Genomic DNA, 26,609 nt, shown 5'->3' with positions numbered 1-26,609 from the left:
ACGGTGGGCATCCATGCCCGCCGCCCTCCGGGTGTGGAGGATGGATCGCCGGTGTGTTTCCATTGAAGGGCAGTTTCCGGGTCGACTGCAGGTCGGTGGGGTTGGCGGCTCGGCATGGTCGGGACAGATGGAGTCGTGAACCGCGCCCAGTTCCTCCGCATGATGCTCGGCGCCGCCGCCACGCTGGCGCTGCCACCCTTGCGGGCGCAGTCGGCCACCTACGATTTCTGGTTCACGCGGCTGCGTTACGACTCCGGCGACTGGGATGTCGATGCACGGATGCCGTCGAACCTGGTCACATCGCTGATCGACTACACCGGCCTGCGGGTGGACCCGGAGGAGCACGTGGTCGACCTGGCCGATCCGAAGATGCTGGCGGCGCCGTTCTGCTACCTGTCCGGGCACAAGCTGGTGGAGTTCAACCCGGCCGAACGGCGCAATTTCGAACGCTACGTGCGCAATGGCGGGTTCGTGTTCGTCGACGACTGCAACCACGACATCGACGGGCTCTTCGCGAAGTCGTTCGAGGCGCAGATGGCCTCGATCTTCGGTGGCCGGGCGCTGAAGAAGCTGCCGAACAGCCATGCCATCTACAGCAGCTTCTTCCGCTTCCCGGACGGCCCGCCCGCGACCGGTTTCGAGCTCAACGGCTGGGGCGACGACCTCGTCCACGACTACCTCAAGGGCATCGAGATCGACGGCCGCCTCGGCCTGCTCTACAGCAACAAGGACTACGGCTGCGAGTGGGACTACGACTGGCGCAACAAACGCTTCCTCGCCGAGGACAACACGAAGTTCGCGGTCAACATCGTGATCTATGCGCTGACGGCATGAGAGGGACGTTTCGCACTTTCTGTCCCGGTCATCTCGGCCGAACCTGTCATCTCGACCGAACCTGTCATCTCGACCGAACCTGTCGTTTCGACCGAACCCGTCATTTCGACCGAAGGGAGAAATCTGCTACCAGTCTCCAGAATGCAGATTTCTCCCTCCGGTCGAAATGACAAACGCGCGATGAATCCCCGCAATCGCTCCCGCCTGACCCGGCCCTGCCCATGACTGCCTCCCTCACCGAATCCGATATCCAGTTCCGCGTGGCCCGCCTGGCCGACCTGCGGGCCGCCATCGCCACCGCCATCGTCGGCCAGCACGAGGTCGTCGAGCAGTTGCTCACCGGCCTGCTCGCCGGCGGACACTGCCTGCTCGAGGGGGTGCCCGGGCTCGGCAAGACCCTGCTGGTGCGCACCCTGGGCCAGGCGCTCGCGCTGCAGTTCCGCAGGGTCCAGTTCACCCCCGATCTGATGCCGAGCGACCTGCTCGGCACCGAGCTGCTGGAGGAGGACCACGGCACCGGCCATCGCCATTTCCGCTTCCAGCAGGGACCGGTGTTCACCAACCTGCTGCTGGCCGACGAGCTCAACCGCACGCCGCCCAAGACCCAGGCCGCGTTGCTCGAGGCGATGCAGGAGCACACCGTCAGCTTCGCCGGCGTCACCCACCCGCTGCCGGCGCCGTTCTTCGTGCTCGCCACGCAGAACCCGATCGAGCAGGCGGGCACCTATCCGTTGCCGGAAGCGCAGCTCGACCGGTTCCTGCTGCACATCGCGCTCGAGTATCCGGACGAACAGGAGGAGCGAGCGATCATCGCCCAGACCACGTCCAGCCATGTGGCGGAGGTGCCGCGGGTCATGGACGGGGAGGAAGTCCTCGCGCTGCAGGCGCTGGTGCGCGAGGTGCACGTGGGCGACGAGCTGTTGGCCTGGATCACGCGGATCGTGCGCGCGACCCGGCCCGGCGCGGCTGCGCCGCAGGTGGTGCGCGACTACGTGAAGTGGGGCGCGGGACCGCGCGCCGGGCAGTCGCTGGTGCTGGCATCGAAGGCGCGCGCGCTGCTGCACGGGCGCCTGGCCGCCACGCGCGAGGACGTCATGGCCCTGGCCGCGCCGGTGCTGCGCCATCGCCTGCTGCTGTCGTTCGCCGCCGAGGCCGAAGGCAAGCGGCCAGACGAGGTGATCGCCGCGCTGCTGCGCGATACGCCGCATCCGGGCGCCTGAGCGCGACGACGATGGCCTGGGATCCGGTCACGCCCGGACTGCGCGCGCAGCTGCGCGGGTTGCGCATCGCTTCGCGGCGCGCCAGCGCGCTGCGCGGCGGCGGCCAGCATCGCAGCCGCGACAGGGGCGCCGGGCTGGAATTCTCCCAGTACCGCGGCTACGAGCCGGGCGACGAGCCGCGCCGCATCGACTGGAAACTCTACGCCCGCAGCGACCGCTTCTTCGTGCGCGAGGCCGAGCGCGACAGCCCGCTGGCGGTGTGGCTGGTGCTCGATGCCAGTGCATCGATGGCGCAGGCCGACGAGGTGCGGCCGGACTGGTCGCGGCTGGATGCGGGCAAGGCGCTGGCGGCATGCATCGCCGAGGTCGCGCTGCGCCAGGGGGATCGCGTCGGCCTGCTCGCATTGCGCGAGGATGCGATCGCGTTCGTCCCGGCGGCCTCCGGATCGCGCCAGCGCGAGCGGCTGCTGTTCGAACTGCAGCGCCTGGACGCGACGGGGGGCGTGCCCGCGGAGTCGCGGCTGCGGCCGGTGTGGGAACGCATCGGTGCCGACGACCTGGTGGTGGTGCTGGGCGATTTCCTCGACCCGGCCACGGTCGAGCTCGCGACGCGACTGGCAGGCGCACGTCGCGAGGTGCTGGCGATCCAGTTGCTCACCGTCGCGGAACGCGATTTTCCCTTCGCCGACGGTCGCCGCTTCCGCGATCCGGAAACCGGCGAGGAGCTGCCCGGCGACGGCCGCGCGCTGCGCGCCGGCTTCCTGTCGCGTTTCGCCGAGGCGCAGCGGACACTGGACGCGCGGCTCGACCAGGCCGGCATCCGCCACGTGCGCTTCGTGCTGGACGAACCGCTGACCGCGCCGCTGCGCGCGCTGTTCGCCGATACTCCGGGTGCGGGCGGCGCATGAACCTGGTCCTGCTGCTGCCGGCCGCGCTCGCCGCGCTCGCCGCCCTGGCGCTGCCGCTGCTGCTGCACCTCGCGCGCCGCCAGCAGCAGAGGCCCACGGTCTTCGCCGCGCTGAGATGGTTGCGGGCGAACCCGAAGCCACGGCGGCGGATCCGTTTCGACGAATGGTGGCTGCTGCTTGTGCGATTGGTGCTGGTGGCGGCGTTGGCCTTGCTGCTCGCGCGGCCGGCGCTGCTCGGCGTGGAGGATGAAACGCCGCGCCTGCTGGTGGTGCCCGGCGTCGCGCCATCCGCGATCGCGGACGCGACCGCGCGAGCCGGCGACTCCGATGTGCGCTGGCTGGCGCCCGGCTTCCCGCCCGTCGACCAGCCCATGCCGCAGGGCGGGTTCGCGACCGCCAGCCTGCTGCGCGAGTTCGATGCCACGCTGCCCGCCGCCGCGCCGCTGACGGTGCTGGTGCCGGAGCGGTTGCGGGGCGCGGATGCCGCGCGGCTGCGACTGGCCCGCGACGTGGACTGGCGGGTCGTGCCGGCGGATGACGCGCGCGTCGATGTCGCGCCTTCAGCGCCACCGGTGCTCGCGATCCGCCACGACGAGGCGCATCGCGAGGCCGTGCGCTACCTGCGCGCGGCCACGCTCGCGTGGCGGGACGCCGATGCCCGCACCGACGTGGATGTGTCCGACGATGCGGTGAACCCGTTGCCGAAGGATGTCCAGGTGCTGGCATGGCTGCGTTCCGACCCGCTGCCGGCCGAGGTGCGCGCCTGGGTCGGGCAGGGCGGCCAGGCGCTGCTTGCGGACGATGCGCAGGAGCCGGTACAGCCTTCCGCGGCCGTCGTCTGGCGCGATGCCGCGGGCCGACCCCTGCTGACCGCCGCCGCGCTGGAAAAGGGGCGCGTGTTGCGTTTCGTCCGCCCGTTGCAGCCGGACGCGATGCCGGAACTGCTCGATCCCGGCTTCCCGGCACGACTGCGGGACGTGCTGCAGCCGGTCGTCGCGCCCACGCTGGTGGCGGCCGGCGATTACGCCCCTGTTTCCGGTGCCATCGCCCCTCCGCCGCCTCCGCGCGACCTGACCGCGTGGCTCGCCCTGGCGATCGCGTTGCTGGCGCTGCTCGAGCGCTGGCTGGCCACCTCGCGCCGCCGGAGTGCCGTCGCGTGAGCGCGCGGGCCGTCATCGCGGCAATGCGCAGGGGCGTGCACCTGCGGGTGGCGCTCGACACGCTGCTGGTGCTGCTGCCCGTTTCCGTCGCGCTTTGCGCGGTGGCGTGGCGCATCGCCGGCACGACGCCGGCCCTGGTGCTGGCGGCACTGGCGATCGCGGCCTGCGGTGCGGTCGTCCCGATCCGGCTTCGGCGCTTCGATCGTGGCTGGCTGATCGTGCGGCTGGACGCCGCGCGGCGCGACCTGGACGACAGCAGCGGACTGCTCTTCGTCGACCAGGCACTTCTCGGGCCGCTGCAACGCCTGCAACGCACGCGCGTCGAGCAGCGGCTGACGGGCAGCGCACCGCCGGGCCTGCGCCCGGCATGGTCGAAGCGCGCGATCGCCATCGCATGGTCGCTTTCCGCGCTGTGCGTGCTCGCCGCCACGCTGTGGCCCGCGCCACGCCTGCAGTCCGCCGGTCCTTCGATTCCGGCATCCGCGCCGGCGGTCGCAGGCGAGCCGCGTTTGCTCGAAGCCATGCTGGAAGTGCAGCCGCCGGCCTATACCGGCATCGCGGCCAGCCGGGCGGAATCGCTGGATGCGAAGGCACCGGTTGCCAGCACGCTCCGCTGGACGCTGCGGTATGCGCCGCAGCCCGGGGCGGTCGAGCTGGTGTTCCACGACGGGCGTCGCCTCGCACTGCAACGCGAGGGCGGGGACTGGACGGCTAGCCTGCCGCTGCAGGAATCCACCCTCTACCGGGTGGTGCCGCAGGGCGTGACCGGCGCCGCGCAATCCAGGCTGCATCGCCTCGATGCCGTGCCCGACCAGCCGCCGCGCGTGCGCGTGCTCGTGCCGGAGCGGAGCCTGACGCTGATGGCCGCCGGGCAACGCGACTGGCGCCTGCAGTTCGAGGTCGACGACGACCACGGCGTCGCCGCGCGGGCGCGGCTGCTGGTCACGCGCACCGAGGGCACCGGCGAGAACATCTCCTTCCAGGACCACGTGCGGGTGCTCGAAGGCCGCGGCGACCGGCGCAGCAGGCGCTTCGAGGTGCGGCTGGTGCCGTCGGCCTTCGGCCTGCAACGTGGCGAAGACCTGGTCGCGCGCCTGGAAGTGCTCGACAACCGCGCGCCGCAGCCGCAACGCTCGCGCAGCGCCAGCGTGATCCTGCGCTGGCCGGCGGAGCCGGTGATCGGCGCGGAGGGACTCGACGGCCTCGCGCGCCAGGTCCTGCCCGCCTATTTCCGCAGCCAGCGCCAGATCATCATCGATGCCGAAGCGTTGATCGCGGAGCGGCCACGGCTGGCGGCGGAGGAGTTCGAACGTCGTTCGGATTCGACCGGCGTCGACCAGCGCCTGCTGCGCCTGCGCTACGGCCAGTTCCTGGGCGAGGAAAGCGAAGGCGGTCGCGCGCCGCCGACCAGCGATCTGCCCACCAGCGATCTGCCGGCCGGCGATCCCGCGGAAGCGCAAGCGCATGAAGAGCATGACGACGACCACGACGACAGCCAAGCGCCCGGCACGCCGTCGCCCGACACGCACGACCACGGCCATGCGGGCGAAGCCGGGGCGCCTGCCGCCGCCGGCTTCGGCGAGATGGACGACGTGCTCGAGGCCTTCGGCCATACCCACGACATCCCCGAAGCCGCGACCCTCCTCGATCCGCAGACCAGGGAGACCCTGCGCGCCGCGTTGCGCGAGATGTGGCAGTCGGAACTGCACCTGCGCCAGGCCGCCCCCGACCAGGCGCTGCCGTACGCCTACCGTGCGCTGGAGCTGATCAAGCAGGTGCAGCAGGCCGACCGCATCTACCTGCAGCGCGTGGGGACGCAACTTCCCCCGATCGACGCCACGCGCCGGCTCGGCGGCAAGCGCGAGGGCATCGCAAACCGGGCGCTGCCGGCGCTGCCGGTGGCGCGCGGCGACGAAGCGCTGGCCGAGGCGTGGCGTTCGCTCGACGCGGCCGATGCGGAGCGCCTGGTCGCATCGCTCAATGCGTTGCAGGCATGGGTCGACGGCAACCGCGACCGCGTCGCCGATCCACTGGCATGGATCGCGCGCATCGACGAGGCGCGCCAGGATCCGCGCTGCCACGACTGTCGCGCCGCACTGCGCGCCCTGGTGTGGAGCGGCATGCCGCGCCCGGCAGGCGGCGTCGCGCGTCGCGCCGGAGACGATCCGGTCGCGCGCCGCTACCTCGATGCGCTGGACGCGCCGGGAGCGGAGCGATGACGATGGCGCAAACGGTCGCGCTGCTGCTTGCGCTCGCGGTGCTGGTCGCGTGGGTGCGGCTGCCGCTCGCGCACCGGCGCGATCCGCGCATGTCGCGCCCATGGCGCCTGTGGCTGTTGCTGGCGCTGCAACCGCTGCTTGCCGCCGCGCTCCACCTGATGCTGTTCCCGCCGCGTCACCCGGTCGCACCGGCCACCCTTGCCGTGCTGACCGAAGGCGCGACGCTTGCCGATGCGGGTCCTGCCACAGTGCGTGGCGTGGTGCTCGCGCTGCCGGAAGCGGGCGACGCCGGCGACGTCGCGCGCGTGCCGGATCTCGCCACCGCCCTGCGCCAGCATCCGGGAACCACGCAGGTGCGGGTGATCGGTGCCGGTCTGGTTCCCCGCGACCGCGACGCGGCGAGCACGGTGGCGCTCGCGTTCGATCCACTCCCGCTGGCGCCCGGCATCGTGCGCCTGTCGCCACCACCCGCGATCGCGCGTGGATCGGCCTTCGTGCTGGAAGGTCGCGTCGAGGGCGTGCCGGGCGGCCGGGCCGAGCTGCTGGATCCGGCGGGACGTCGCGTCGATGCGATGCCGCTGCCGGAAGACGGTGGCTTCGCGCTGCGGGGCGTGGCGCTGGAAACCGGCACGGCGACGTTTGCCGTGCGCGTGCGCGACGCCAGGCAACAGGAGGTCGCCATTTCGCAGCTGCCGCTGTGGATCGATGCGGACGTCGCGCCACGCGTGCTGCTGCTCGCGGGCGCCCCCAACCCGGACACGCGCGCGCTGCGCCGATGGCTCGTGGACGCGGGGGCGCAAGTGCAGGCGCGGATCGCACTCGGCGGCGGCGTGCAACTGGGAAGCGCGCCGCTCACCGCCACCACGCTCGACCAAGCCGACCTGCTGATCGTGGATGCACGTGCGTGGTCGGGACTGGGCGAGTCAGGGCGCACACGCGTGCTCGCCGCGGTGCGACGCGGCCTGGGCCTGCTGTTGCGCGGGGACAACGCAATGCCCGCCGAAGCGCTGCGCGGGCTGCGGGCTCCCGGCTTCACGATCGCGGGCGGCGCCGGGGTGCGGCCGTGGCACGTGCCCGGTCCGCGTCTGGACGGGGAAGAAGCCCTGCGCGGCCTCATGGGCAGTGGCAGCCGCGACGCGCCGTTCGATCCCGCGCAGGCGGAGGAAGAGGTGCCGCCGCTCTCGCGCCGCGCCTGGCGGGTGCAGGGCATGGATGCGGTTGCGCTCGAGCCAGGGGCGGACAGGGGCGACGCCGCCGAGGCACCGGGCTGGTGGCGTGCCGAAGGCCGTGGCCGCATCGGCCTGTGGGCGGTGTCGGACAGCTACCGGCTGCCGCTGCATGGCCGGGCCGACCTGTACGCCGATCTCTGGAGCCCGGCGGTGGCCACGCTGGCGCGCGCACGCTCGAGCGCGATGCCCGGGATCGAGGCCGATGCGCGCGTCGGCCAGCGCCTCGCGATCTGCGCATGGCCGGAAGGCGCGCACATCGAAGCGCCGGACGGCCAACGCGCGCAGCCGATCGTCGATCCGGCGAGCGGTGCGCGCCGCTGCGCGGGCTACTGGCCATCGGTGGCCGGTTGGCATCGGTTGCGCATGGGTGACGCGGTGCAGCCGTTCCATGTCGCGGCGGCGGATGCGGAGCCCACGCTGCGGCTCGCGGAACTGCGCGAGGCCACGCTGCGGCTTGCCGCCGCGCCGCCGGTGTCCGCTCCGGGCGCCACGGTGGCGCCGCGCAACACCGAACCGGGGCGCGCCTGGCCGTGGTTCCTGGCATGGCTGCTGCTGGCCGCGTTCGCCTGGTGGTTCGAGCGCTCGCGCCTGGGCCTGGCCGCTGCTGTTTCGCAGCAAGACCCGCCGCGAGACCTGCGCTAACCTTGCCGGCGTCTTCCTGCGGAGCGCCACGATGACCACCTACCAGGGCAGCTGCCATTGCGGCCGCATCGCGTTCGAGGTCGAAGGCGAGGTCGACGAGGTGATCGACTGCAACTGTTCGATGTGCCGGCGTCGCGGTGGGCTGCTCGCGGCGTTCCCGCGCAGCGCGCTGCGCCTGAAGACGCCCGAAGCGGACCTCGCCACCTACCGCTTCAACAAGCACGCGATCGACCACCGATTCTGCCCGGACTGCGGCATCGCCCCCTTCAGCGAAGGGAAGGGCGCCGAAGGCGCGGCGATGACAATGGTCAACGTGCGCTGCCTGGCCGACGTCGACCTGGCCGGGTTGAAGGTGACGACCTTCGATGGCGCCAGCTACTGATCCGCGGATGCCGCCGACGCCTGGACACGACGGGCGGGTCGTACGGATCCGCCGCATGAGCCGTCTGCGATCGCTGCAGCGCACGCTTTGCGGCGGCTGCCTCGGCGTGCTGCTCGCTGCCTGCAACGGGCCGGCAACGCAGGAGGCCGCAATGGCCTACGGTGGCGCGGCTCCGGCTCCGGCGCCGGCGACGGCAGCGGCGGATGCGGGCAACGGCACGGGTGGTGCGCGCGACGCCTCGTTCCTGGCGTACGAACACGATGCGTCGGTGACACTGCCGGCGGATCGCATCCAGGCGCGCCTGCGCGAGGCGCAGGACGCCTGCACTGGCGCGAAGTTCGGCGAATGCGTGGTGCTGACGGTGCGCCAGGAGGGTGGCGACTGGCCGTCGGCCACGCTCGGCATCCGGATCGTGCCCGCGGGCGTCGAGCCGATGATCGCGCTCGCGAGCGCAGGCGCCCAGCTCGGCAGCCGCGGCACCCGTGCCGAGGACCTGGCGGTGGTGGTGCGCGACAACGCGCTGTTGCAACAGCGGCTGCGCAAGGAGCGCGAGCGCCTGCTCGAATTCCAGGACCGACGCGACCTCACCGTGGCCGACATGATCGCGCTGTCGAAGCAGCTTGCGGAAACCGAGGCGCTGCTGGAAGGAGCGGAGCAGGCCGCCGCGGGGCATCGACGTCGCATCGAGACGCAGTTGCTGACGCTCGAGTTCCGGCCGACGCCGTCGCAGGCGAGCCGCAACGAGATCTGGCTGGCGCTCCGCGACTCGGGCGAAACGCTCTCGCAGGGCGCGGCCTGGACCATCCGCGCGCTGGCGTTCCTGCTGCCGTTACTGGTGGTCTTCGTGATCTTCGTGGCCGTGATCCGTCGCTGGCGTCGGCGCCGCCCCGGCTAGCCCTCGCGGGCGCGGTCCCGGCTGCGCCGAACATCGCCATCGCCGGTCGTGGCCCGCTTGCCTGACGCGCTCAGGCGACCGCCACCGCCGGCGCCCGCACCGGCGCCTCGTGCTGCTGCAGCGCATGCGCGACCGCCATCTCCAGCATGGTCGGCGCGATGTAACGGCGATGGGTGCGCTCGATCATCGCCATGTAGGCGTGGCCGAACGCATTGCGGCAGCGCACGCGCGTGCCCAGGGTGATGCGCAGGCCCGCGGCGGTTTCCTCGACACCCACGCAGGAGCGGAAGGCGAGGTGGCGATCGTCCGCGCCGAGCAGCACCTCCACCCGGCGCCGGTCGTCGGAGATCCGCTGGTCGAGGACCGGATAGCGACCCGCGAACAGGCGGCTGCGGTCGTCGGAGAGCAGCGACGACACCGGGCACCCGAGCGGCGACCTGCGCAGACGCAACGGGCGCACCAGCACGTTGCGCAGGCGCATCAGCCAGGACACGCCGAGCGGGCGATTGACCAGGAATCCCTCGAGCACGTCGGCGAGCAGCGCCTGCGCGGAGGCCGCGGTTTCCGGGCGGGGCAACGTCAGCGCGAACATGTCCTGGTGGTGGAAGCCCGCGTCGAACTGCTCCGACAGGAGCGAGCCTTCGGGTACGGCCGCGAGCTCGACCGAGGCTTGGCGGTAACGGCGGCCGATGAAGCCGGCCGGCGCCCGCGCGGCGGCGAGGCGCTGCCTCAGGCGCCCGACCCGCGCCCGGATGTGCGCGCAGGCGCGCAGGGCGAAGGTGTCCGGTGCCGCGTGCAGCGACAGCGTCGTGGTGGCCACTCGCAGGTGGTGGAACGGCTGGGCCTCCAGCACCTGCCGCACCGCCGGCGGCAGGAGCTCGGTCAGGGTGGGGATGTCGGCGCCGTCGCGCCGGATGGTATCCGCCAGCGCCGGGTCGCGGATGCCGCCGAGTTCGTCGGTATGGCAGGACAGCGCGAAGAACACCGGATGCGGACTGCCGGCGCGACGCGGTGCGAACTGGTGCCAGGTGCCGCCGCCGAAGCGCACGGTGAACAGGCTGTCCGGCGGCACGTCGACCACGTGCAGCGCGTCGAGGAAGGCCTGCGGGTCGCGCCGCAGCGTGTCGTCGTCGATCGTCGAGAAGCGTAGCTGCGCGCCGCCGCTGCCACTGACCGCGGTGAACACGCGATGCCCGGCATGGCGATGGAAGGGATGTCCGCCGGCATCGACCGCGAACGAATACACCGAACTGCGGTCGTCGTGCTCGGCATCCACGCCGAACAGTTTCGCCGAGGGTTCGTCCAGCGCATCGACGAACGAGGCATGCCCGCGCTGCTGCCCGCTCGCGCCCGCGAACAACCGGTCGCCACCACCGGGCGAGAGCTGCGCGACCAGGCAGACCTCGACCGGCTGGCCGCCGTTGCGCGCCGGGATGCGGACCATCGGAAAGCCGCGTGTCGGCTGGATCAGGGCATGCATGGGCGATCCTTTCAGCTCAGCGTGGGGGCGAAGCCTTGGCCCGCTTGCGCGATTCGCGCTTCAGCGGACCGGCGGTGGGGCAGATCTCGAAAGCGAACCCGGTCAGCGAGTTGAGCAGGTTGTCGGGCTTGAGCCGGTAGTGCACGAACTGGCCACGGCGCTCGCCGACCACGAGCCCGGCGGCCTCGAGCAAGGACAGGTGGCGGGAGATCGCGGGCGCGCTCATCGCGAACCGGCCGGCGATCTCGCCCGCGGTGAGTTCCTGCGCCGAGAGGTAGGCGAGGATTTCGCGGCGGGGACGGGAGGCGAGCGCCTCGAAGACCTTGTCGACGGACATAGGAATTAATCAATTAACTTATTAGTTAAGTTATTCGTCCGGGTGACCCCTGTCAAGCGGTCCGAAGGACGGGGCGGGGGCCGGGGCGCGGATTCACGCCGGGTCCGGGCCGGGGGAGCATGCGGCGCATCCCGCCGGCCCCGCGTCGGGCGCCAGGCGCCGGGCGGCGTCGCCAGGAGCCGGCCATCCGATGCCGGCAGCCATGCTGCGGCACGGTTTGAAGTCACCCCCCCGGAACGGCCAGACTCGGGCCACTGCCCTCGACTTCGCCCTGGAGTGGACATGACCACGCGCCGTGAATGCCTGAAGTTCTCGATTGCCGCCGCGATGGCGGCCGCACTGCCGAATCGCCTGATGGCCTCCGACGACGCGCCGCTGCTCACGCGCGCGATTCCCTCCTCGGGCGAACGCCTGCCGCTGGTCGGGCTGGGCAGTTCGGCCACCTTCTCGCAGGTGGCGCGCAGCGAGGACGCGTCGGCATTGCGCGAGGTGTTGCGGGCGCTGGTCGATGGCGGCGGCACGGTGTTCGACACCGCGCCTTCGTATGGCGCGTCGGAACAGGTCGCCGGCGAGCTCGCGCGCGAGCTGGGCATCACCGACCGGCTGTTCTGGGCGACCAAGGTCAACGTGGTGCCACGGGGCGGGGACGAGGCCGATCCCGCGAAGGCGCGGGAACAGATCGAGAATTCGTTCCGGCTGATCGGCAAGGACAAGGTGGACCTGATCCAGGTGCACAACCTGGCCGACATCCCGACCCAGCTGGCGATCCTCGAGGAATACAAGGCGCAGGGCCGCGTGCGCTATGTCGGCGTTACCTCGACCAGCAAGCCGGCCTATCCGCGACTGATCGAGGCGATGCGCGACGGGAAGATCGACTTCATCGGCGTCGACTACGCGGTCGACAACCGCGACGTCGAGGAAACGATCCTGCCGCTGGCGCAGGAGCGCAAGATCGGCGTGCTGGTCTATCTGCCGTTCGGGCGTACGCGACTGTGGAGCCGGATCGGCGATCGTCCATTGCCGGAATGGGCGGCGGAGTTCGACGCCCGCTCCTGGGCGCAGTTCATGCTCAAGTTCGTGGCCGCGCACCCGGCGGTCACCTGCGTGACGCCGGCGACCAGCAAGGCGCGCAACATGGCCGACAACCTCGGCTCCGCGCGAGGACGCCTTCCCGACGAGGCGCAGCGCCGGCGCATGGCGGAGTACATCGACGCCCTGCCGCCGGCGGCCGGCTGACGCCGGCGAGCCGCGCTACCGCGCCTCGTCTTCCTCGATCTCGACCATCGCATCGAGATCGAACGCCAGCGCTTCCACCGCTTCGCGCACCTTGCGCGCGGTAGAAGGATTGGGGACTTCCACCTCGACTTCGTGCGTGTCCGCACCGCGCACGTCGTGCAGGCCGGCGGAACTGGAGTCGGGATCGTCCATGTGCGGCATCAGGTCGCCGATTTCCTCGACGTGCTCGATGCCGTCGATGCTCTGCAGCAGGTTCATGATGGCGCGGACGTGATCATCCTCGCCGGCGATGCGGAAGCGGAGCAGGGCCATTGCGTTCTCGGCTGGGGTGGGGGCAGCCGCAGACTAGGCCCGCGTCGGCAAACGTCGCGTGAGGATCGCGATGGCGTTGCGTTCAGTCTTCGCCTTCGTCCGGCGTGCGCGTGGGGATCGCGATGTTGCACAGATCGACGTGGCCCGAGGGACGCTTGTAGAACGCGTCGCGGCGGTTGCGGCGCGATTCGACGAAGGCGTCGAAGGTGGCGGTATCGGTGCGCAGCACCTCGATGCGTTCGCGCTGCGCTTCCGGCAGCGTCGCAGCCAGGGTGATCGCGCGGATCGGCGTGCGCTGCGCGGGCTTTTCGTAGATCCCCATCGGCTCCGGTCCGCGCGGGATCGCGGCGAGCAGGTCCATGCCGCGGATCACGCGTCCGACCAGGGTGATGTTGCGATCCAGCTGCCGCGGCGACTGCCCGGTGACCACGTAGAGTTCGGCGCCGATGCTGCTGTCGGCCTCGAGGTTGCGTCCGGCGCCGAGCGCGCCGTAGCAGTGGGCCATCCACGCCTGGCCGTCGGCGCCCTCGCGTCCCGCCGGGAAGCCGTCCGCGAACCCGACCTCGGGAGCCCAGCCGTCACGGTCGGGCAGGGTATGGAACGCCAGGCCCTGCGCGCTGCGCTCGAACTCGGCCGGCAGCTGCGTCTTCGCGTTGCCGAAGGGCCTGGCCTTCGCCGGATCGTCGGCGTCGGCATCGCCGAACTGGACCACGAAGTTGTCGTGCGAGCGATAGACGCTGGTGCCGTCCCAGAAGCCCTCGCGCGCCAGCACCAGGATGTTGGCCACGTGTTCCGGCGCGAATGCCGGGGCCAGCTCGATCACCACGCGCCCGGCCTCCAGGTCCATGTACAGCGTGCGGTCGGGGTCCGGGGTGCGCCAGTCGGACGGCCCGGAGGCGTCGAGCACCTGCTGGGTAGTGCGGGGCGCAGGGGTCGCGTCCGGCTCGGCCGCTGCCAGGGGCAGGACGAGGGCGGCAGCGAGAAGGGCGGCAAGGGCGTGCAGGCGGGGCATGGGAGCGTTCCGGGTTCGATGCGATGCCCGATTGTGGACGAGACCAGCCCGGCGGGACTAATGGCACATCCACTATAGAGAAGTCCGTAATAGCATGTCGGTCATCGAGGAGAACCGGCATGGGCGGCAGCGAGGACCAGGGCGACGTGCACCTGCGCAAGTTCCAGAAGGAACTGAGTGCGGGGACGGTCTCGCTCGCGCTGCTGGCGGTGCTGGGCTCGGCCGGCGAGCCGATGTACGGCTACCAGATCGCCAAGACCCTCGAGCGCCTCGGCGACGGCGTGCTCAGCGGCAAGCAGAGTGCGCTGTACCCGGTGCTGCGCAACCTGCAGGCGGCCGGGCTGCTGGACAGCTTCGTCGAGCCATCCGACGCCGGTCCGCCCCGGCGCTACTACCGCATCACCGACGCCGGGCATGCCGCCCTGCACGACTGGGCCGGCGCGTGGCGGGCCACCCGCGACTCCGTCGATGCCGTCCTGGAGGGGACACGCGAATGAACAGCAAGCTGCCGACCACCATCCCGGAATACCTGGAACACCTGCGGCGCTCGCTCGCGGGCGCGGACCCGGCGCTGATCCAGGACGCGCTGTACGACGCCGAGGAATACCTGCGCTCGGAACTGGCCGAGAACCCGGGCCGCAGCGAGGCCGAGGTGATCGCCGCGGTGGCCTCGAGCTACGGCGCGCCGGACGAGGTCGCCGACATCTATCGCGATACCGAGGTCACGGTGCAGACCGCGCTGCGTCCGCCGGCGCCGCCGTCGCGCAAGTCCGCGCTGGGCCGCTTCTTTGGCGTGTTCGCCGACCCCCGCGCGTATGCCTCGCTGTTCTACATGCTGCTGTCGCTGGCGACCGGCATCTTCTACTTCACCTGGGTGGTGACCGGCTTCTCGCTCTCGCTGGGTCTGTCGATCACGATCATCGGCATCCCGCTGCTGATCCTGTTCTTCGGCTCGGTGCGGGTGCTGTCGTTGGTCGAGGGCCGGATCGTCGAGGTCATGCTCGGCGAGCGCATGCCGCGCCGGCCGCTGTACACCGTGCGCGGGCGCAGCATCTGGCAACGCATCGGCGACATGTTCACCGATGCGCGTACCTGGTCGACGATGCTGTACATGCTGCTGATGCTGCCGCTGGGCGTCGTCTACTTCACGCTGGCGGTGATGCTGATCGCCACCTCGCTGTCGTTCATCGCCGCGCCGGTGCTGGTGTGGCTCGGCATCGCCGACGCGAACGTCTACATCGATGGCTGGCAGCTGCTGAACATCCATGGCCATGTCGTCAGCACGTCGCTGCCGGAATGGGTCCTGCCCGTCGTGTTCGTGGCCGGCATCCTGCTGCTGTTCGCGACCATGCACATCGCCCGCGGCATCGGCCGGCTGCATAGTCTGATGGCCAAGCACCTGCTGGTGAAATCGTCGCAGCACGCGTGAGGCGCGCGTGCCCGGACAGCCTGATCCATGTGCCGTTGCGAACGGAGGACGCGGAATGAACCGGTGCACACGATGGCGTTGCGCGTTGCTGGCGGCCATCCTGCCGGTGTCCGCCGCCGGGACGGACCAGGTTCCCGCGGAGACCGAGCAGGCGCTGCGGCGCGTCGCCGCGATCGCCGACGATCCTGCGTCGATCCAGCGGGCGACGGCGTTGTGGAACGTCGCGCTGGATGCCCCGGTGGTGCTGATCGATCCGGCCACGCGCGCGTCGTGGCGGATGGATGCGGCAACCGGCAAGCCTGTACCCGCCGCACTGCGTGCGGACCAGCTGCCGGCCAATACCTGCATCGAGGTCGATGGCGTGCCGACGGTGATGCTGATGCTGCCCCTGTCCGACGATGGCGACGCGCTGTCCAGGCTGCTGTGGCACGAACGCTGGCACTGCGTGCAACGCGCACTCGGACTGCCGGCGGTCGAGGGCGAGAATGCGCACCTGGACGAGGAGCAGGGCCGGACGTGGTTACGGCTCGAACTGCGTGCGCTGGCGCAGGCACTCGCCGCCGCCAAGGGCGACGGCAATGCCCAGGGCCATGCCCGGGCCGCGCTCGCATTCCGCGCGCGTCGTTCGGAGCAGGGCGAACTGGCGACCGGTGCGCTGCTGCAGGAGGCGAGACTGGAACGCAACGAGGGGCTGGCCGAGTACACCGGCCGCGTCGTCGCGTCCGCGGCGGGCGATCCTGTGCCGGCGCTGCTCGACGCGTTGCGCCGCGCCGACGACAACGACGGCTTCGTGCGTTCGATGGCCTACGCGACCGGACCGGCCTACGGACTGCTGCTGGATCGCTGGCGCGATGGATGGCGATCCGGGGTGAACGCGGGCACCGACCTGCCGACGTTGCTGTCGGAAGTCCTCGGCGCCGCAGCTGTCGATGCGGAGAGGGCCGGGCAGCAGTACGGCATCGATGACGTCCGCATGTCGGAACGCGATCGCGCCGCTTTGCGCGCGCAGCGCGCGGCGACGTATCGTGACCGTTTCGTCGAAGGCGCGACGCTGCGACTGCCGTTGCGGAATCCGTCGATGTCGTTCGATCCCCGCACCCTGTTCCCGCTGGGCGATGCGGGGACGGTCTACGGCACATTGACCGCGCGCGAGACCTGGGGCGAACTGATCGCGAAGGAGGGGGCACTGGTTGCGCCCGACTGGTCGGCGATCACCGTGGGCGCGCAGGACCTCGACGGTTGCGGCGGGTCATGGACCGGTCCGGGCTGGAGCCTCGCCTTGTCGGCAGGTTGGCGACTGCAACGCGACGACGGGAAGTGGCGCGTCGTCGAAGGGCAGCCCGAAGCGTGCGAGGACTGACCGTCTGCGCGGCAGGTCCAGCCGCCTGCAGCAGGTTGCGGGAGGCTAGCGGTCGGTTTTCAAGCCCCTTTTCCCTCGGGTGACGCCACATGGCTTGCGCGCCACAGGCGCGCATGTGGCTGAACGCCCAGCGCGCTGCGCAGGCTTGGGGTGCGGAGCGCGGGGGGCGAGGGGAGGGTTGGGCGAAGCGGCGAAGAGGGAAAGTGCAACGCGTAGCATCGGCTCACGGCTTGCGTGGTGTTCGAACCTGTGCCGCTCCTCCGGCCCTCATCCGGCGCTTCGCGCCACCTTCTCCCGGACGGAGAAGGGTCAGGTCGCTGGCTTCAGTCGGCACGTTTCGTGATTGTCCCCCTCGAAGAGGGGCGCCTCCAAAGCCCCCGGCCCGCCGGGGATACATGCTCCCGAAAATCCGTCAGCCTCGCGCGATGCGACGCACCTTCTTCCCCGCGGCCTTCTTCTTCGCCGCTGCCTTCTTCTTCGCCGTGGCCTTCTTCTTCGGCGTTCCGGCGCGGGCTCCGGCCGGTGTCGTCGCGACGTTCGCGGCGATGAAGTCGCGTACCTGCGGATAGACCTGCTCGCGCCAGCGGCGGCCGCTGAAGATGCCGTAGTGGCCGGCGCCCTTGACGGTCAGGTGGTGGCGGTCGCGCGCGGCGATGCCGGTGCACAGGTCGTGCGCGGCGCGGGTCTGGCCGAGGCCGGAGATGTCGTCGAGCTCGCCCTCGATTGTCAGCAGCGCGGTGCCGCGGATCTTCGAAGGCTGCACCCGCTCGTCGCCCACGTCCCACAGCCCGCGCGGCAGCAGGTGTTCCTGGAACACCACGCGGATGGTGTCGAGGTAGTACTCGGCGGGCATGTCGAGCACGGCGTTGTACTCGTCGTAGAACCTGCGGTGCGACTGCGCATCCTCGAGGTCGCCCTTGAGCAGGTCCTGGTAGAAGTCCCAGTGAGAGACGAAATGGCGTTCGGGATTCATCGCCACGAAACCGGTGTGCTGCAGGAACCCCGGATAGACCCGGCGGCCCGCGCCGGGATAGTTCTGCGGCACCGGATGGATGACGTTGTTCTCGAACCACCACAGCGGCTTCTGGGTGGCGAGGTTGTTGACCGAGGTCGGCGATTCGCGGGTATCGATCGGCCCGCCCATCATCACCAGCGAGCGCGGCACCGGCTCGCCGCGCGCGGCCATCAGCGAGACCGCAGCCAGCACCGGCACCGTCGGCTGGCAGACGCTCATCACGTGCAGCTCGCCGGCGCCGATGTGGCGGATGAAGTCCTCGATCGTGCGCACGTAGTCGTCGAGCGTGAACGGGCCCGCGGCCTTGGGCACCATGCGCGCGTCGACCCAGTCGGTGATGTAGACCTTGTGGTCGCGCAGCATGGTGCGCACGGTGTCGCGCAGCAGCGTGGCGTGGTGTCCCGACAGCGGCGCGACGATCAGCACCGGCGGCTGCCCGCGCATCTCGCCGATGGTGTCGGCGTCGTCGGTATAGCGCTTGAAGCGCAGCAGGTTGCAGAACGGCGTGCTGCGCACGGTCTTCTCGACCACCGGGTAGACCTCGCCTTCCCACTCGAGCGAGTGGATGTCGAAGGCGGGTTTCTCGTAGTCCTTGCCGACCCGGTACAGCAGCTCGTTGGCCGCGGCGATGCGCTCGGCGCCGGGCATGGCCGACAGCCAGCTTCCGGAGGCGGAGTAGGCCTTGGCATTGGCCTCCGCCCAGTAGGTGAGCGGTGCCATCCAGGAGCGGGTGAGTTCGTGGAACTGGTACAGGAGCATCGGCGTCACGGGCAGCGGCTGCTGCGACGCAGCATACCGCATCGCAGGAAACCGGGAGTCAAGGGCCGGATCATGGCCCGGCACGCGGAATGCGGGGATTCCGGAGGGGCGTGTCGACCGGGAAAAAATGCGTTCACATGGGGGATAACGGCCGCCAGCCGCGGACATGGAGGTGCGGACGCCAGGCCGCGCGACCGGGCCGGGGGCGGCGGATGCGCTGCCTGCGCCTGGATTCAGCCGCCGGCGACCCGTGGAGGAAGTTCGAGCGCCGCGACGTCGCCGGCCAGGGCCGGCGAAAGCCAGCAATGCGAGCCCAGCTGGCGGAACCCGAGCGCCTCGAAGCGACCGCGGTAGAAGGCGGCGGAACGGGCCTGGAAGTCGACCTCGTCGCCCACGGTCCGGTCCTCGCGGGTGAAGGTCTCGAGGAAGGCCACGCCGCCGCACAGGTCGGCCAGCCCGGGCAGGCCGCGGTCGAGTTCCTTCAATCGCAGGTAGTGCATCACGTCGCTGCAGACCAGCAGGTCGACCGGCGGGCACGGCCGCAAGGTGGCGAAGTCGGCGAACCGCGCCAGGTGCAGGTTGCGGCGCTGCCCGTAGCGGCGCACCGCGTACTCGCTGCCGTCGAAGCCCAGGTAACGCAGCTTCGGCCGCAGCCGCAGCAACGGCGCGCGCCACGCGCCCTCGCCGCAGCCGATGTCGAGCACGCTGCGCAGCGGCCGCTCGAGGTGGGACTCGGCCGTCGCCACCGCGAGCGCGACCTTGCGCGCCAGCCGCTGCGCGCCGCCGATGCCGCGCTTGCGGTACCAGGTGTCGAAATAGCGTTGGTCGTAGCGCTTGGTCATCGGCTGAGGGTTCCGGAGGCGGCGGCTACAATAGCGTGCCCATTCGCCAGCGTGGCCGTATCCGCGGTCGCACCCGCCGGAGATCCGCATGCACGCCTACCTGTGGACGAAATCCGCGCACCTGCTGTTCGTGATGGCCTGGGTCGCGGCCGCGTTCTACCTGCCGCGGATCCTGATCAACCTGGTCGAAGCCGGCGACGAACCCGCGGTGCGCGCGCGCCTGTGGCTGATGGGGCGGCGGCTGTACCGCTTCGGCCACGTCATGTTCGGGCTGGCGGTGTTGCCGGGCCTGGCGTTGTGGCTGCATTTCGGCATCGTCGGCGGCTGGCTGCATGCGAAGCTGGCGCTGGTGGCGCTGCTGCTGGCGCATTTCGTCGTCGCCGGGCGCTGGCTCAAGCGCAGCGAGGCCGGGCGGCCGCTACCCTCGACCCGGACACTGCGGATCTTCAACGAAGTGCCGGTGTTCGGCCTGCTGGCGGTGATCTGGCTGGTGCTGGCCAAGCCGTTCTGAGGCGGCGTGCTCAGGCCTGGTCGCCGGGCACGCCCGTGTCGCGGTGCACGTCGTGGGTCGCCACGCCCACCGAACGGTCGGGTAGCGCGAAGTACCCCGGACGCTGCAGGGTGAGGTCCATGTCGCGTCGGCCGCTTTCCCAGTGCTCGCGCAGCGGGATCGTGCCGAAGGCGTAGTCCTTGCTCTCCTGCTCGTGCGGCGTGGCCTGGTAGATCAGGTGGATGATGTTGAACACGCGGTCGTCGAGCCATGGCGCCAGCGCCTCGTCCAGGTGCGGCGGCAGCCTGCGGTCGGGCAACAGGTCGATCAGCTCCCGCAACGAGGTGCGCAGCGTCTGCGCCATCTCGACCATCTGCGTGCCGTGGCGGGTGCGACTGGAATAGCGGATGTCCTTGATCCGTTCCAGCACGTCCATGATCGACCGCGGTCGCGCGCCGCGCGCGCTCCACAGGTCGACCTGGAAGGCGAGGGTGTCCTCGTGCGGGTGGCAGGCCAGGATGTACTCCAGCGGCGTGTTGGAGACGAGGCCGCCGTCCCAGTACGGCTCGCCGTCGATCTCCACCGCAGGGAACGCCGGCGGCAGCGCGCCCGAGGCGAGCACGTGTTCGACCCGGATCGGTTCCAGTGCGCTGTCGAAGTAGCGGAAATTGCCGCGCATCACATTGGTGGCACCGACGGTGAGGCGCATGCCGCGGTCGCGGTTGATGCGGTCGAAGTCGACGAAACGCAGCAGGGTCTCGCGCAGCGCCGAGGTGTCGTAGAAGCTGGTGGCGGCGTCGCTGCCGTCGGTGAACAGGAACGGCGACAGCGGCCGCGCCTGGAAGAAGCCGCGTTGCCCCTGTGCCAGCGCGCCCAGTGCGCTGAGGTTGCGCGCCCACGACAGTAGCGATTCCTGCTCGGGCAACGCCGCGAGCAGCGTGCGCACGCCCAGCGCAGGTAGCGCGAGCGGGCCGGCGGGTTCGGACACGTGGTCCCAGAACCCCCGCAGTTGCGGGACGCGGTCCTCCGGCGCGTTGCCGGCGATGATCGCGGCGTTGATCGCGCCGATGGAGATGCCGGCGATCCAGTTCGGCGCGATCCCCGCCTCGTGCAGCCGCTCGTACACGCCGCACTGGTAGCCGCCGAGCGCGCCGCCGCCCTGGAGCACGAGGGCGACGGTCGGGTAGCGGCGCAGATGCCCGCAGGCTTCGTCGATCGGGCTGGGCATGGCGTGGCGCTACTGCATGAACCAGCCGTGGCTGACCACGATGCTCTGCCCGGTCAGCGCGTTGCTCTCGAATGCGGCCAGCGCCAGCGCGACATTGGCGACATCGTCGACCGTGGTGAACTCGCCGTCCACCGTGTCCTTGAGCATGACGTTCTTCACCACGTCCTGTTCGCTGATGCCGAGCTCCTTCGCCTGCTCGGGGATCTGCTTCTCGACCAGCGGCGTGCGCACGAAGCCCGGGCAGATCACGTTGGCGCGCACGCCGTACTCCGCCGCCTCCTTGGCGACCGTGCGCGCGAGCCCCAGCAGGCCGTGCTTGGCGGTGACGTAGGGCGCCTTCAGCTTCGAGGCCAGGTGCGAATGCACCGAGCCCATGTACAGGATCGCGCCGCCTTCCTTGCGCTTTTCCATGTCGCGCAGGCATTCGCGGGTGGTGAGGAACGCGCCGTCGAGATGGATGGCGAGCATCTTCTTCCAGTCCGCCAGGCTGAAATCGGTGAGCTTGTTGACGATCTGGATGCCGGCGTTGGAGACCAGCACGTCGACCCGGCCATAGTGCGAGACGACCTTCGCGATGCCGTCGACCACCTGCGCCTCGTCGGTGACGTCCATCGCCACGGCGAGCGCATCGCCGCCGGTGTCGCGGATGGATTGCGCGGCGGCTTCCGCCGCATCGAGCTTGAGGTCGGCGATCGCGACCCGGCCGCCGGCCGCGGCATAGACCTCGGCGATGCGCTTGCCGATGCCGCTGGCGGCGCCGGTGACGACGCAGACCTTGCCGTCGAGACGGTTCATGCACGGACTCCAGGAGGGGGAAGGACAGGATAGCGCCGCAACCGCTTGCGCCGCGACTGCACCTTCGGCCACCCACGGGCCGCGAGTACGCGATGTCGCGGTGGTTCAGCGCGCGCCGAAGTCCGCCGGATCGGGCAGGTCCACCGGCACGCCATCGTCGTTGCAGGTGCCGGCGGCGCACAGCCGTTCGCGCAAGCGCGGCATGGCCTGGACGATCACGTGGTGGACCACGTGCTGCTCGAGCGTGCCGCGGAAGGCCTCGCTGCCCGGGCCGCGCGCCCAGATGCCGACGTCGTCGCCGCCATGCGATTCGGATTTCAGCGGCACCAGTGCTTCCTGCATGAAGTCCGGGTGCCCGGTATCGACCTCGCGCAGGTCGGGGCGGCCGTGGGCCGGCTCGAACGAGCCCGGGTGGTGCAGGTGGCGCTTTGTGCCGGCCGGCTGGCGCGCGCTGGCTCCGGCGTAGCCGGGGCCGTTGGCGTAGACCAGGGTGGTGTAGGGCAGGCCGAGCATGTCGCGCGCGTACTCGTCGGTCGCGCCGTCCTCGTCGGCGGGGCCGCGGACCTTGCCCAAGATCGGATTGCCGCGTCGTGGGTAGCCGACGAAACCCAGCGTGTGCGAATGGTCGGCGGTGACCACGATCAGGGTGTCGTCGCTCGAAGTCAGTTCCACGGCGGCCTGCACGGCGCGCGACATCGCCACGGTCTCGTCGAGCGCGCGGTAGGCGTTGCCCTCGTGGCTGGCGTGGTCGATGCGGCCGCTCTCGACCAGCAGCACGTATCCCCCGTCCCGGCGCGAGAGCCTCTCGATCGCGAAGCGGGTCATCGTTTCGAGGTCCGGCTCACCGGCATCGTCGCTGCGGCGGTCGTGCCCGTATTGCATGTGGTCGAACTCGAACAGGCCGAGCACCGCGTCGGCGCCGGCCGCCTCGCGCAACTGCGCGTTGTTCCAGACGAAGGCGCTGCCGGGGTGGCGCTGCAGCCATTCCCGCGGCAGGTGGCGGCCGTCGAGGCGCAGGCCGACCTTGCCGTCGTATTCGGGATCGCGTTCGGTCGCGGGCAGGAACTGGCCGCGGCCGCCGCCCAGCAGCACCGTCGGGCCGTGCCCGGGCGCGAAGTCCAGCAGCTGCTGCGCGATATCGCGGCAGCCGGCAGCACGGGCGCTCTCCGGCAGATCGGCGTCCACCTCCCAGTCGCGGTCCGGCGAATGCGCGTACAGGGCTGCGGGCGTGGCATGGGTGAGGCGCGTGGTGGTGACGATGCCGCTGGCGAGGCCGGCAGCGTCGGCCAGGCGCAGCCACGACAGCAGTTGCCTGCCCTGGCTGCCGGCGCAATCGAGGCGGCTGCCGGCGGACACGCCGATCGCGCCCTTGTGCGATTTCACCCCGGTGCCGATCGCGGTCATCGTGCCGGCCGAATCGGGGGTCTGCGAATCGGTGTTGTAGGTCTTGGCGAACGCAGTGTGCGGGAAATGCTCCCAGGACAGCATGTGTTCCTCGCCCGGACGTCCCGCGCGCTGGCCTTCGAGGATGCGTGCCGCCGCGACCGTGGTCAGGCTCATGCCGTCGCCGAGGAACACGATCACGTTCTTCGCGCGCCCGGCCATGGCGCCGTTGCCGGCCGCGCGGGCGGCGCCGCTGCGGTACCACCACTGCGCGGTTTCGCCCCCGGGATGGGCGACGACGGGCACGTCCACTGTCCATCCGCGGGGTTCCGCGGAACGGGGTGGAACGGAGGTGCAGCCGAGCAGCAGCGTGGCGACGAGGGCGGAGACGGCAGCGAAATGACGGGGCATCGAAGGGCGTCGTGCAACAACAACAGGGCGGTGGGGTATGCCGGTCCGGCTGGGCAATGTCCGCCCCGAGCGGTCGACAAGACGACCATTGTGCCCTGCCCGGGTTTCCCGCCCATGACAGTGCTGCGTTCCAGCCCGGCCGTCGCCAGAGGCGGCGCGCTCGGCTAAGGTGTCCTGCCGTCCCGCGGAACCCGCATGCGCCTCGTCCACGCCTGGCTGAAGATCCCGTTCTGGCAGCGCGTCGCCGCCGCGTTCGTGCTGGGCGCGCTCGCCGGCTGGGTGATGGGGCCGGCGGCGCAGACGTGGTTCGGGCCGCTGGGCACGGTCTACGTCAACCTGATCAAGATGATCGCGATCCCGCTGGTGTTCTTCGCCGTGGTGAGCGCGGTCGGGGCGCTGTCGGGCCAGCGTTCGATCGCCGCCCTCGGCGGCCGCACCCTGCTGTGGTTCGCCATCACCGCGGTGCTGGCGGTGGGTGTCGGCCTCGCATTCGGCTGGGGTTTCCGGCCGGGCGCGGGCGTGGACCTGGCCAGCCTGCCGGTGGCCGAGAGCTATCGCCAGCGCGAGGTGCCCGGACCGCTCGACGTGCTGCTCAACATCGTGCCGGAGAATCCGTTCCGCGCGCTGGCCGCGCTCGGTGTCGGCCGCACCGGCGACGGCCAGAACGTCATCGTCCCCAGCAATTTCACCATCCTGCAGGTGATCTTCTTCGCCGGGCTGGTGGGGTTCGCGCTGGTGAAGCTGGGCGCGAAGACCGCCGGCCTGCGCGGGCTGATGGACCAGTCGCGAGAGCTGATGATCCAGGTCACCCGCTTCGTGCTGGAGGCCACGCCGATCGGCACCTTCGGCCTGATCGCGGCGCTGGTGGGCAGCTACGGGTTCGGGCAGCTGGTGCCGCTGGGCAAGTTCGTGGTCGCGCTGTACGCGGCCTGCGCTTTCCACATCATCGTGGTGTACGGCGGGCTGTTGCTGGCGCACGGACTCAATCCGCTGAAGTTCTTCCGCGGCGCGGCGCCGGCGATGCAGATCGGCTTCGTCGCCTCGAGCAGTTTCGCCGCGCTGCCGCTGTCGCTGACCTCGGCCACCCACAACCTCGGCGTGGACCGCGACTACGCCAGTTTCGCGGTGCCGCTGGGCGCGAGCATCAAGATGGACGGCTGCGGCGCGATCTACCCTGCGCTGGCGGCGGTGTTCATCGCCCAGTACATGGGCCTGGAGCTGTCGACCGGGCAGTACCTCGTGATCGCCCTCGCCTCGGTGCTGGGCAGCTTCGGGACCGCCGGCGTGCCAGGGACCGCGGTGATCATGGCCACCGTGGTGCTCAGTGCCGCGGGCCTGCCGCTGGAGGCGATCGGCATCCTCTACGCGATCGACCGGGTGCTGGACATGATGCGCACGATGACCAACGTCACCGGGCAGGTGCTGGTGCCCGTGCTGGTGGCGAAGCAGACCGGATTGCTCGACCGCGAGGTGTACGAGCGCGCGTCGAGCAACGTCGGCGTCGAGGACTCGGCTCCCTCCTGACGCGTTCACGCGCCGTGGACCTGCCTCGGGGCCGGGCCGGGGGACATGACTTCCGGCCCCCTTGGCACGGACTGCACTGGGGTAGGGTAGGCGCCTGTGCATCGGACCGGAAGGGCGCCCATGAAGCCGTATCGAACCGCGTGGCTGTTGTCGATGCTGCTGTGCGCGGCGCCCGCGTTCGCCGCCGATTCCGACCGCTGGGACATCCCGGTGGCGGTGAAGAAGCTGGACAACGGGCTGACGGTGGTCGTCTCCGAGGACCGCAGTTCGCCCGTCATCGGCGTCAGCGTGGTCTACGGCATCGGCATGCGCCTGGAGCCGCGCAACCGCACCGGCTTCGCGCACCTGTTCGAGCACCTGATGTTCGAGGGCTCGGAGAACGCGCCCGAGGGCGTGTTCGACCGCGTGATCACCGGCGGTGGCGGCCGCAACAACGGCTCCACGCGTCCGGATTTCACCAACTACATCGAGATCGCGCCCTCGTCGGCGATCGAGCCGATCCTGTGGCTCGAGGCCGACCGCATGACGATGCTCGACTTCAACCCGGCCACCCTGAAGAACCAGCAGGACGTGGTGAAGGAGGAGATCCGGGTCAACGTGCAGAACCAGCCCTACGGCGGCTTCATGTGGCTGGACGTGGGCTTCAACGCCTTCGAGAAGTGGGAGAACAACCACGACGGCTACGGCAGCTTCGAGGATCTCGAATCGGCCACGCTCGACGACGTGAAGGCCTTCCACCGCGACTACTACGGCCCCAACAACGCGGTGCTCGGCCTGGCCGGCGACATCACGCCCGAGCAGGGCTTCGCGCTCGCGGAGAAGTACTTCGGCGAAATCACCGCGCGTCCGGTGCCGGAGGGCCCGGACTTCAGCGAAGGCCTGAACACGAAGGAAAAGCGCATCCAGCAGCCCGACAAGCTCGCGCAGGTGCCGGCGATCGCGATGTCGTGGAAGATGCCCGACCGCGGCAGCCGCGACCAGCCGGCGATGTCGGTGCTCGGCGCGCTGCTCGCCAACGGCGATGCCTCGCGCCTGTACCAGGGCCTGGTGAAGGGCCGCGAACTGGCGCTCAACGTCGATTCGCTCTATGGCCTCACCAGCGAGTGGGAATACAACGGGCCGACCCTGTTCACCGTGTTCGCGCTGTACAAGCCGACCACCGATGCGGATGCGGTGGTCGCGGCGGTGGACGAGGAAGTGGCGAAGATCGTCGCGGAGGGCGTCGACAACGCCACCCTGGCGCGGATCAAGACCCAGCTGCTGGCCGACTGGTACAACGGCATGGAGTCGTTCGTCTCGCGCGCCGACAACCTGGCCAAGCTGCAGTTGCTGTGGGGCGACGCCAACGTGGCCAACGAGATTCCCGGCTGGATCGACGCGGTGAGCTCGCAGGACGTGCAGCGCGCCGCGAGCACCTACCTGACCGCCGCCAACCGCACGGTGATCGACCGGGTGCCCGAGGCCATGCTCGCCGCGCGCGACGCCGCGCCGCCGGCGAACGACTGAG

General features: G+C 70.7%; 24 protein-coding genes. 15 read left to right on the top strand and 9 right to left on the bottom strand.

Features of this window, described 5'->3' with window-relative positions:
- The first annotated feature begins 159 nt into the window (after window positions 1-159).
- The 8 genes from FZO89_RS02785 (at window position 160) to FZO89_RS02750 (ending at window position 9,489) form a co-directional block, all read left to right on the top strand.
- On the top strand, window positions 160-834 hold the full coding sequence (locus FZO89_RS02785; RefSeq protein ID WP_262378684.1) for a DUF4159 domain-containing protein: 675 nt from the start codon (window positions 160-162) through the stop codon (window positions 832-834).
- Window positions 835-1,055: 221 nt separating this feature from the next.
- On the top strand, window positions 1,056-2,054 hold the full coding sequence (locus FZO89_RS02780) for an AAA family ATPase (protein WP_149101828.1): 999 nt from the start codon (window positions 1,056-1,058) through the stop codon (window positions 2,052-2,054).
- Window positions 2,055-2,065: 11 nt separating this feature from the next.
- Window positions 2,066-2,962, top strand: a complete 897-nt coding sequence (locus FZO89_RS02775; RefSeq protein WP_149101827.1) for a DUF58 domain-containing protein — start codon at window positions 2,066-2,068, stop codon at window positions 2,960-2,962.
- The gene (locus FZO89_RS02770; protein ID WP_149101826.1) at window positions 2,959-4,122 is read left to right on the top strand and encodes a BatA domain-containing protein; all 1,164 of its coding nucleotides are present in this window, start codon (window positions 2,959-2,961) and stop codon (window positions 4,120-4,122) included. The genes FZO89_RS02775 and FZO89_RS02770 overlap by 4 nt, the downstream gene beginning before the upstream one ends.
- A gap of 23 nt (window positions 4,123-4,145) precedes the next feature.
- Entirely contained in the window at window positions 4,146-6,341 is a 2,196-nt protein-coding gene (locus FZO89_RS02765) for a DUF4175 domain-containing protein (RefSeq protein WP_149104007.1), read from the top strand.
- A complete protein-coding gene (locus FZO89_RS02760) occupies window positions 6,338-8,212 on the top strand; it encodes a carboxypeptidase regulatory-like domain-containing protein (RefSeq protein WP_149101825.1) in 1,875 nt (624 codons plus the stop codon). The genes FZO89_RS02765 and FZO89_RS02760 overlap by 4 nt, the downstream gene beginning before the upstream one ends.
- A 31-nt stretch (window positions 8,213-8,243) precedes the next feature.
- Window positions 8,244-8,594, top strand: a complete 351-nt coding sequence (locus FZO89_RS02755) for a GFA family protein (RefSeq protein WP_149101824.1) — start codon at window positions 8,244-8,246, stop codon at window positions 8,592-8,594.
- A gap of 55 nt (window positions 8,595-8,649) precedes the next feature.
- A complete protein-coding gene (locus tag FZO89_RS02750; RefSeq protein WP_187471014.1) occupies window positions 8,650-9,489 on the top strand; it encodes a DUF4349 domain-containing protein in 840 nt (279 codons plus the stop codon).
- A 70-nt stretch (window positions 9,490-9,559) separates the two neighbouring features.
- Here FZO89_RS02750 and FZO89_RS02745 read toward each other — a convergent pair whose 3' ends face one another.
- Window positions 9,560-10,969: a DUF2867 domain-containing protein gene (locus FZO89_RS02745; protein WP_149101822.1), complete on the bottom strand. Its 1,410-nt coding sequence runs from the start codon at window positions 10,967-10,969 to the stop codon at window positions 9,560-9,562.
- Between the two features lie 16 nt (window positions 10,970-10,985).
- Window positions 10,986-11,306 carry a metalloregulator ArsR/SmtB family transcription factor gene (locus FZO89_RS02740; RefSeq protein WP_149101821.1) on the bottom strand — a complete coding sequence of 107 codons (321 nt, stop codon included), beginning with the start codon at window positions 11,304-11,306 and terminating at the stop codon, window positions 10,986-10,988.
- Between the two features lie 282 nt (window positions 11,307-11,588).
- Between FZO89_RS02740 and FZO89_RS02735 the strand changes: the two genes are divergently transcribed.
- On the top strand, window positions 11,589-12,542 hold the full coding sequence (locus FZO89_RS02735; protein WP_149101820.1) for an aldo/keto reductase: 954 nt from the start codon (window positions 11,589-11,591) through the stop codon (window positions 12,540-12,542).
- 15 nt (window positions 12,543-12,557) lie between these two features.
- Here FZO89_RS02735 and FZO89_RS02730 read toward each other — a convergent pair whose 3' ends face one another.
- Together FZO89_RS02730 and FZO89_RS02725 are read right to left on the bottom strand one after the other, a co-directional pair.
- On the bottom strand, window positions 12,558-12,854 hold the full coding sequence (locus FZO89_RS02730; RefSeq protein WP_149101819.1) for a hypothetical protein: 297 nt from the start codon (window positions 12,852-12,854) through the stop codon (window positions 12,558-12,560).
- Between the two features lie 82 nt (window positions 12,855-12,936).
- Complete coding sequence (locus tag FZO89_RS02725) at window positions 12,937-13,866, bottom strand: peptidylprolyl isomerase (protein ID WP_149101818.1); 930 nt, start codon at window positions 13,864-13,866, stop codon at window positions 12,937-12,939.
- A 119-nt stretch (window positions 13,867-13,985) separates the two neighbouring features.
- Between FZO89_RS02725 and FZO89_RS02720 the strand changes: the two genes are divergently transcribed.
- From FZO89_RS02720 to FZO89_RS02710, 3 genes are read left to right on the top strand one after another with little or no spacing between them, the layout of a single operon-like run.
- Window positions 13,986-14,363, top strand: coding sequence for a PadR family transcriptional regulator (locus tag FZO89_RS02720; RefSeq protein ID WP_149101817.1), 378 nt, complete (start codon window positions 13,986-13,988; stop codon window positions 14,361-14,363).
- Window positions 14,360-15,295 carry a sensor domain-containing protein gene (locus FZO89_RS02715; protein WP_149101816.1) on the top strand — a complete coding sequence of 312 codons (936 nt, stop codon included), beginning with the start codon at window positions 14,360-14,362 and terminating at the stop codon, window positions 15,293-15,295. Before FZO89_RS02720 ends, FZO89_RS02715 begins: the two co-directional genes overlap by 4 nt.
- A 55-nt stretch (window positions 15,296-15,350) precedes the next feature.
- A complete protein-coding gene (locus FZO89_RS02710; protein ID WP_149101815.1) occupies window positions 15,351-16,655 on the top strand; it encodes a hypothetical protein in 1,305 nt (434 codons plus the stop codon).
- 412 nt (window positions 16,656-17,067) lie between these two features.
- Here the strand turns inward: FZO89_RS02710 and FZO89_RS02705 are convergent, their stop codons facing one another.
- The gene (locus FZO89_RS02705; protein ID WP_149104006.1) at window positions 17,068-18,429 is read right to left on the bottom strand and encodes a polyhydroxyalkanoate depolymerase; all 1,362 of its coding nucleotides are present in this window, start codon (window positions 18,427-18,429) and stop codon (window positions 17,068-17,070) included.
- A gap of 233 nt (window positions 18,430-18,662) precedes the next feature.
- A complete protein-coding gene (locus tag FZO89_RS02700) occupies window positions 18,663-19,271 on the bottom strand; it encodes a class I SAM-dependent DNA methyltransferase (RefSeq protein WP_149101814.1) in 609 nt (202 codons plus the stop codon).
- Between the two features lie 88 nt (window positions 19,272-19,359).
- Between FZO89_RS02700 and FZO89_RS02695 the strand changes: the two genes are divergently transcribed.
- Window positions 19,360-19,782: a CopD family protein gene (locus FZO89_RS02695; RefSeq protein ID WP_149101813.1), complete on the top strand. Its 423-nt coding sequence runs from the start codon at window positions 19,360-19,362 to the stop codon at window positions 19,780-19,782.
- A gap of 10 nt (window positions 19,783-19,792) precedes the next feature.
- Here FZO89_RS02695 and FZO89_RS02690 read toward each other — a convergent pair whose 3' ends face one another.
- The 3 genes from FZO89_RS02690 to FZO89_RS02680 all read right to left on the bottom strand — a co-directional run bounded on the left by FZO89_RS02690 (window position 19,793) and on the right by FZO89_RS02680 (window position 23,578).
- Window positions 19,793-20,989 (bottom strand): patatin-like phospholipase family protein, encoded by a 1,197-nt coding sequence (locus tag FZO89_RS02690; protein WP_149101812.1) that lies wholly within the window; start codon window positions 20,987-20,989, stop codon window positions 19,793-19,795.
- A gap of 9 nt (window positions 20,990-20,998) precedes the next feature.
- Window positions 20,999-21,784 carry a 3-hydroxybutyrate dehydrogenase gene (locus tag FZO89_RS02685; protein ID WP_149101811.1) on the bottom strand — a complete coding sequence of 262 codons (786 nt, stop codon included), beginning with the start codon at window positions 21,782-21,784 and terminating at the stop codon, window positions 20,999-21,001.
- Between the two features lie 105 nt (window positions 21,785-21,889).
- On the bottom strand, window positions 21,890-23,578 hold the full coding sequence (locus tag FZO89_RS02680; RefSeq protein WP_149101810.1) for an alkaline phosphatase: 1,689 nt from the start codon (window positions 23,576-23,578) through the stop codon (window positions 21,890-21,892).
- Between the two features lie 195 nt (window positions 23,579-23,773).
- Between FZO89_RS02680 and FZO89_RS02675 the strand changes: the two genes are divergently transcribed.
- Both FZO89_RS02675 and FZO89_RS02670 read left to right on the top strand, forming a co-directional pair.
- Window positions 23,774-25,102, top strand: a complete 1,329-nt coding sequence (locus FZO89_RS02675; RefSeq protein WP_149101809.1) for a dicarboxylate/amino acid:cation symporter — start codon at window positions 23,774-23,776, stop codon at window positions 25,100-25,102.
- 120 nt (window positions 25,103-25,222) lie between these two features.
- Window positions 25,223-26,608: a M16 family metallopeptidase gene (locus FZO89_RS02670; protein WP_149101808.1), complete on the top strand. Its 1,386-nt coding sequence runs from the start codon at window positions 25,223-25,225 to the stop codon at window positions 26,606-26,608.
- Window position 26,609: the final 1 nt, after the last annotated feature.

Source organism: Luteimonas viscosa (genome assembly GCF_008244685.1).
GTDB classification, from domain to species: domain Bacteria; phylum Pseudomonadota; class Gammaproteobacteria; order Xanthomonadales; family Xanthomonadaceae; genus Luteimonas; species Luteimonas viscosa.
Note: the sequence above shows the minus strand (reverse complement) of the source record. Positions and strands in the feature narration are given on the sequence as shown.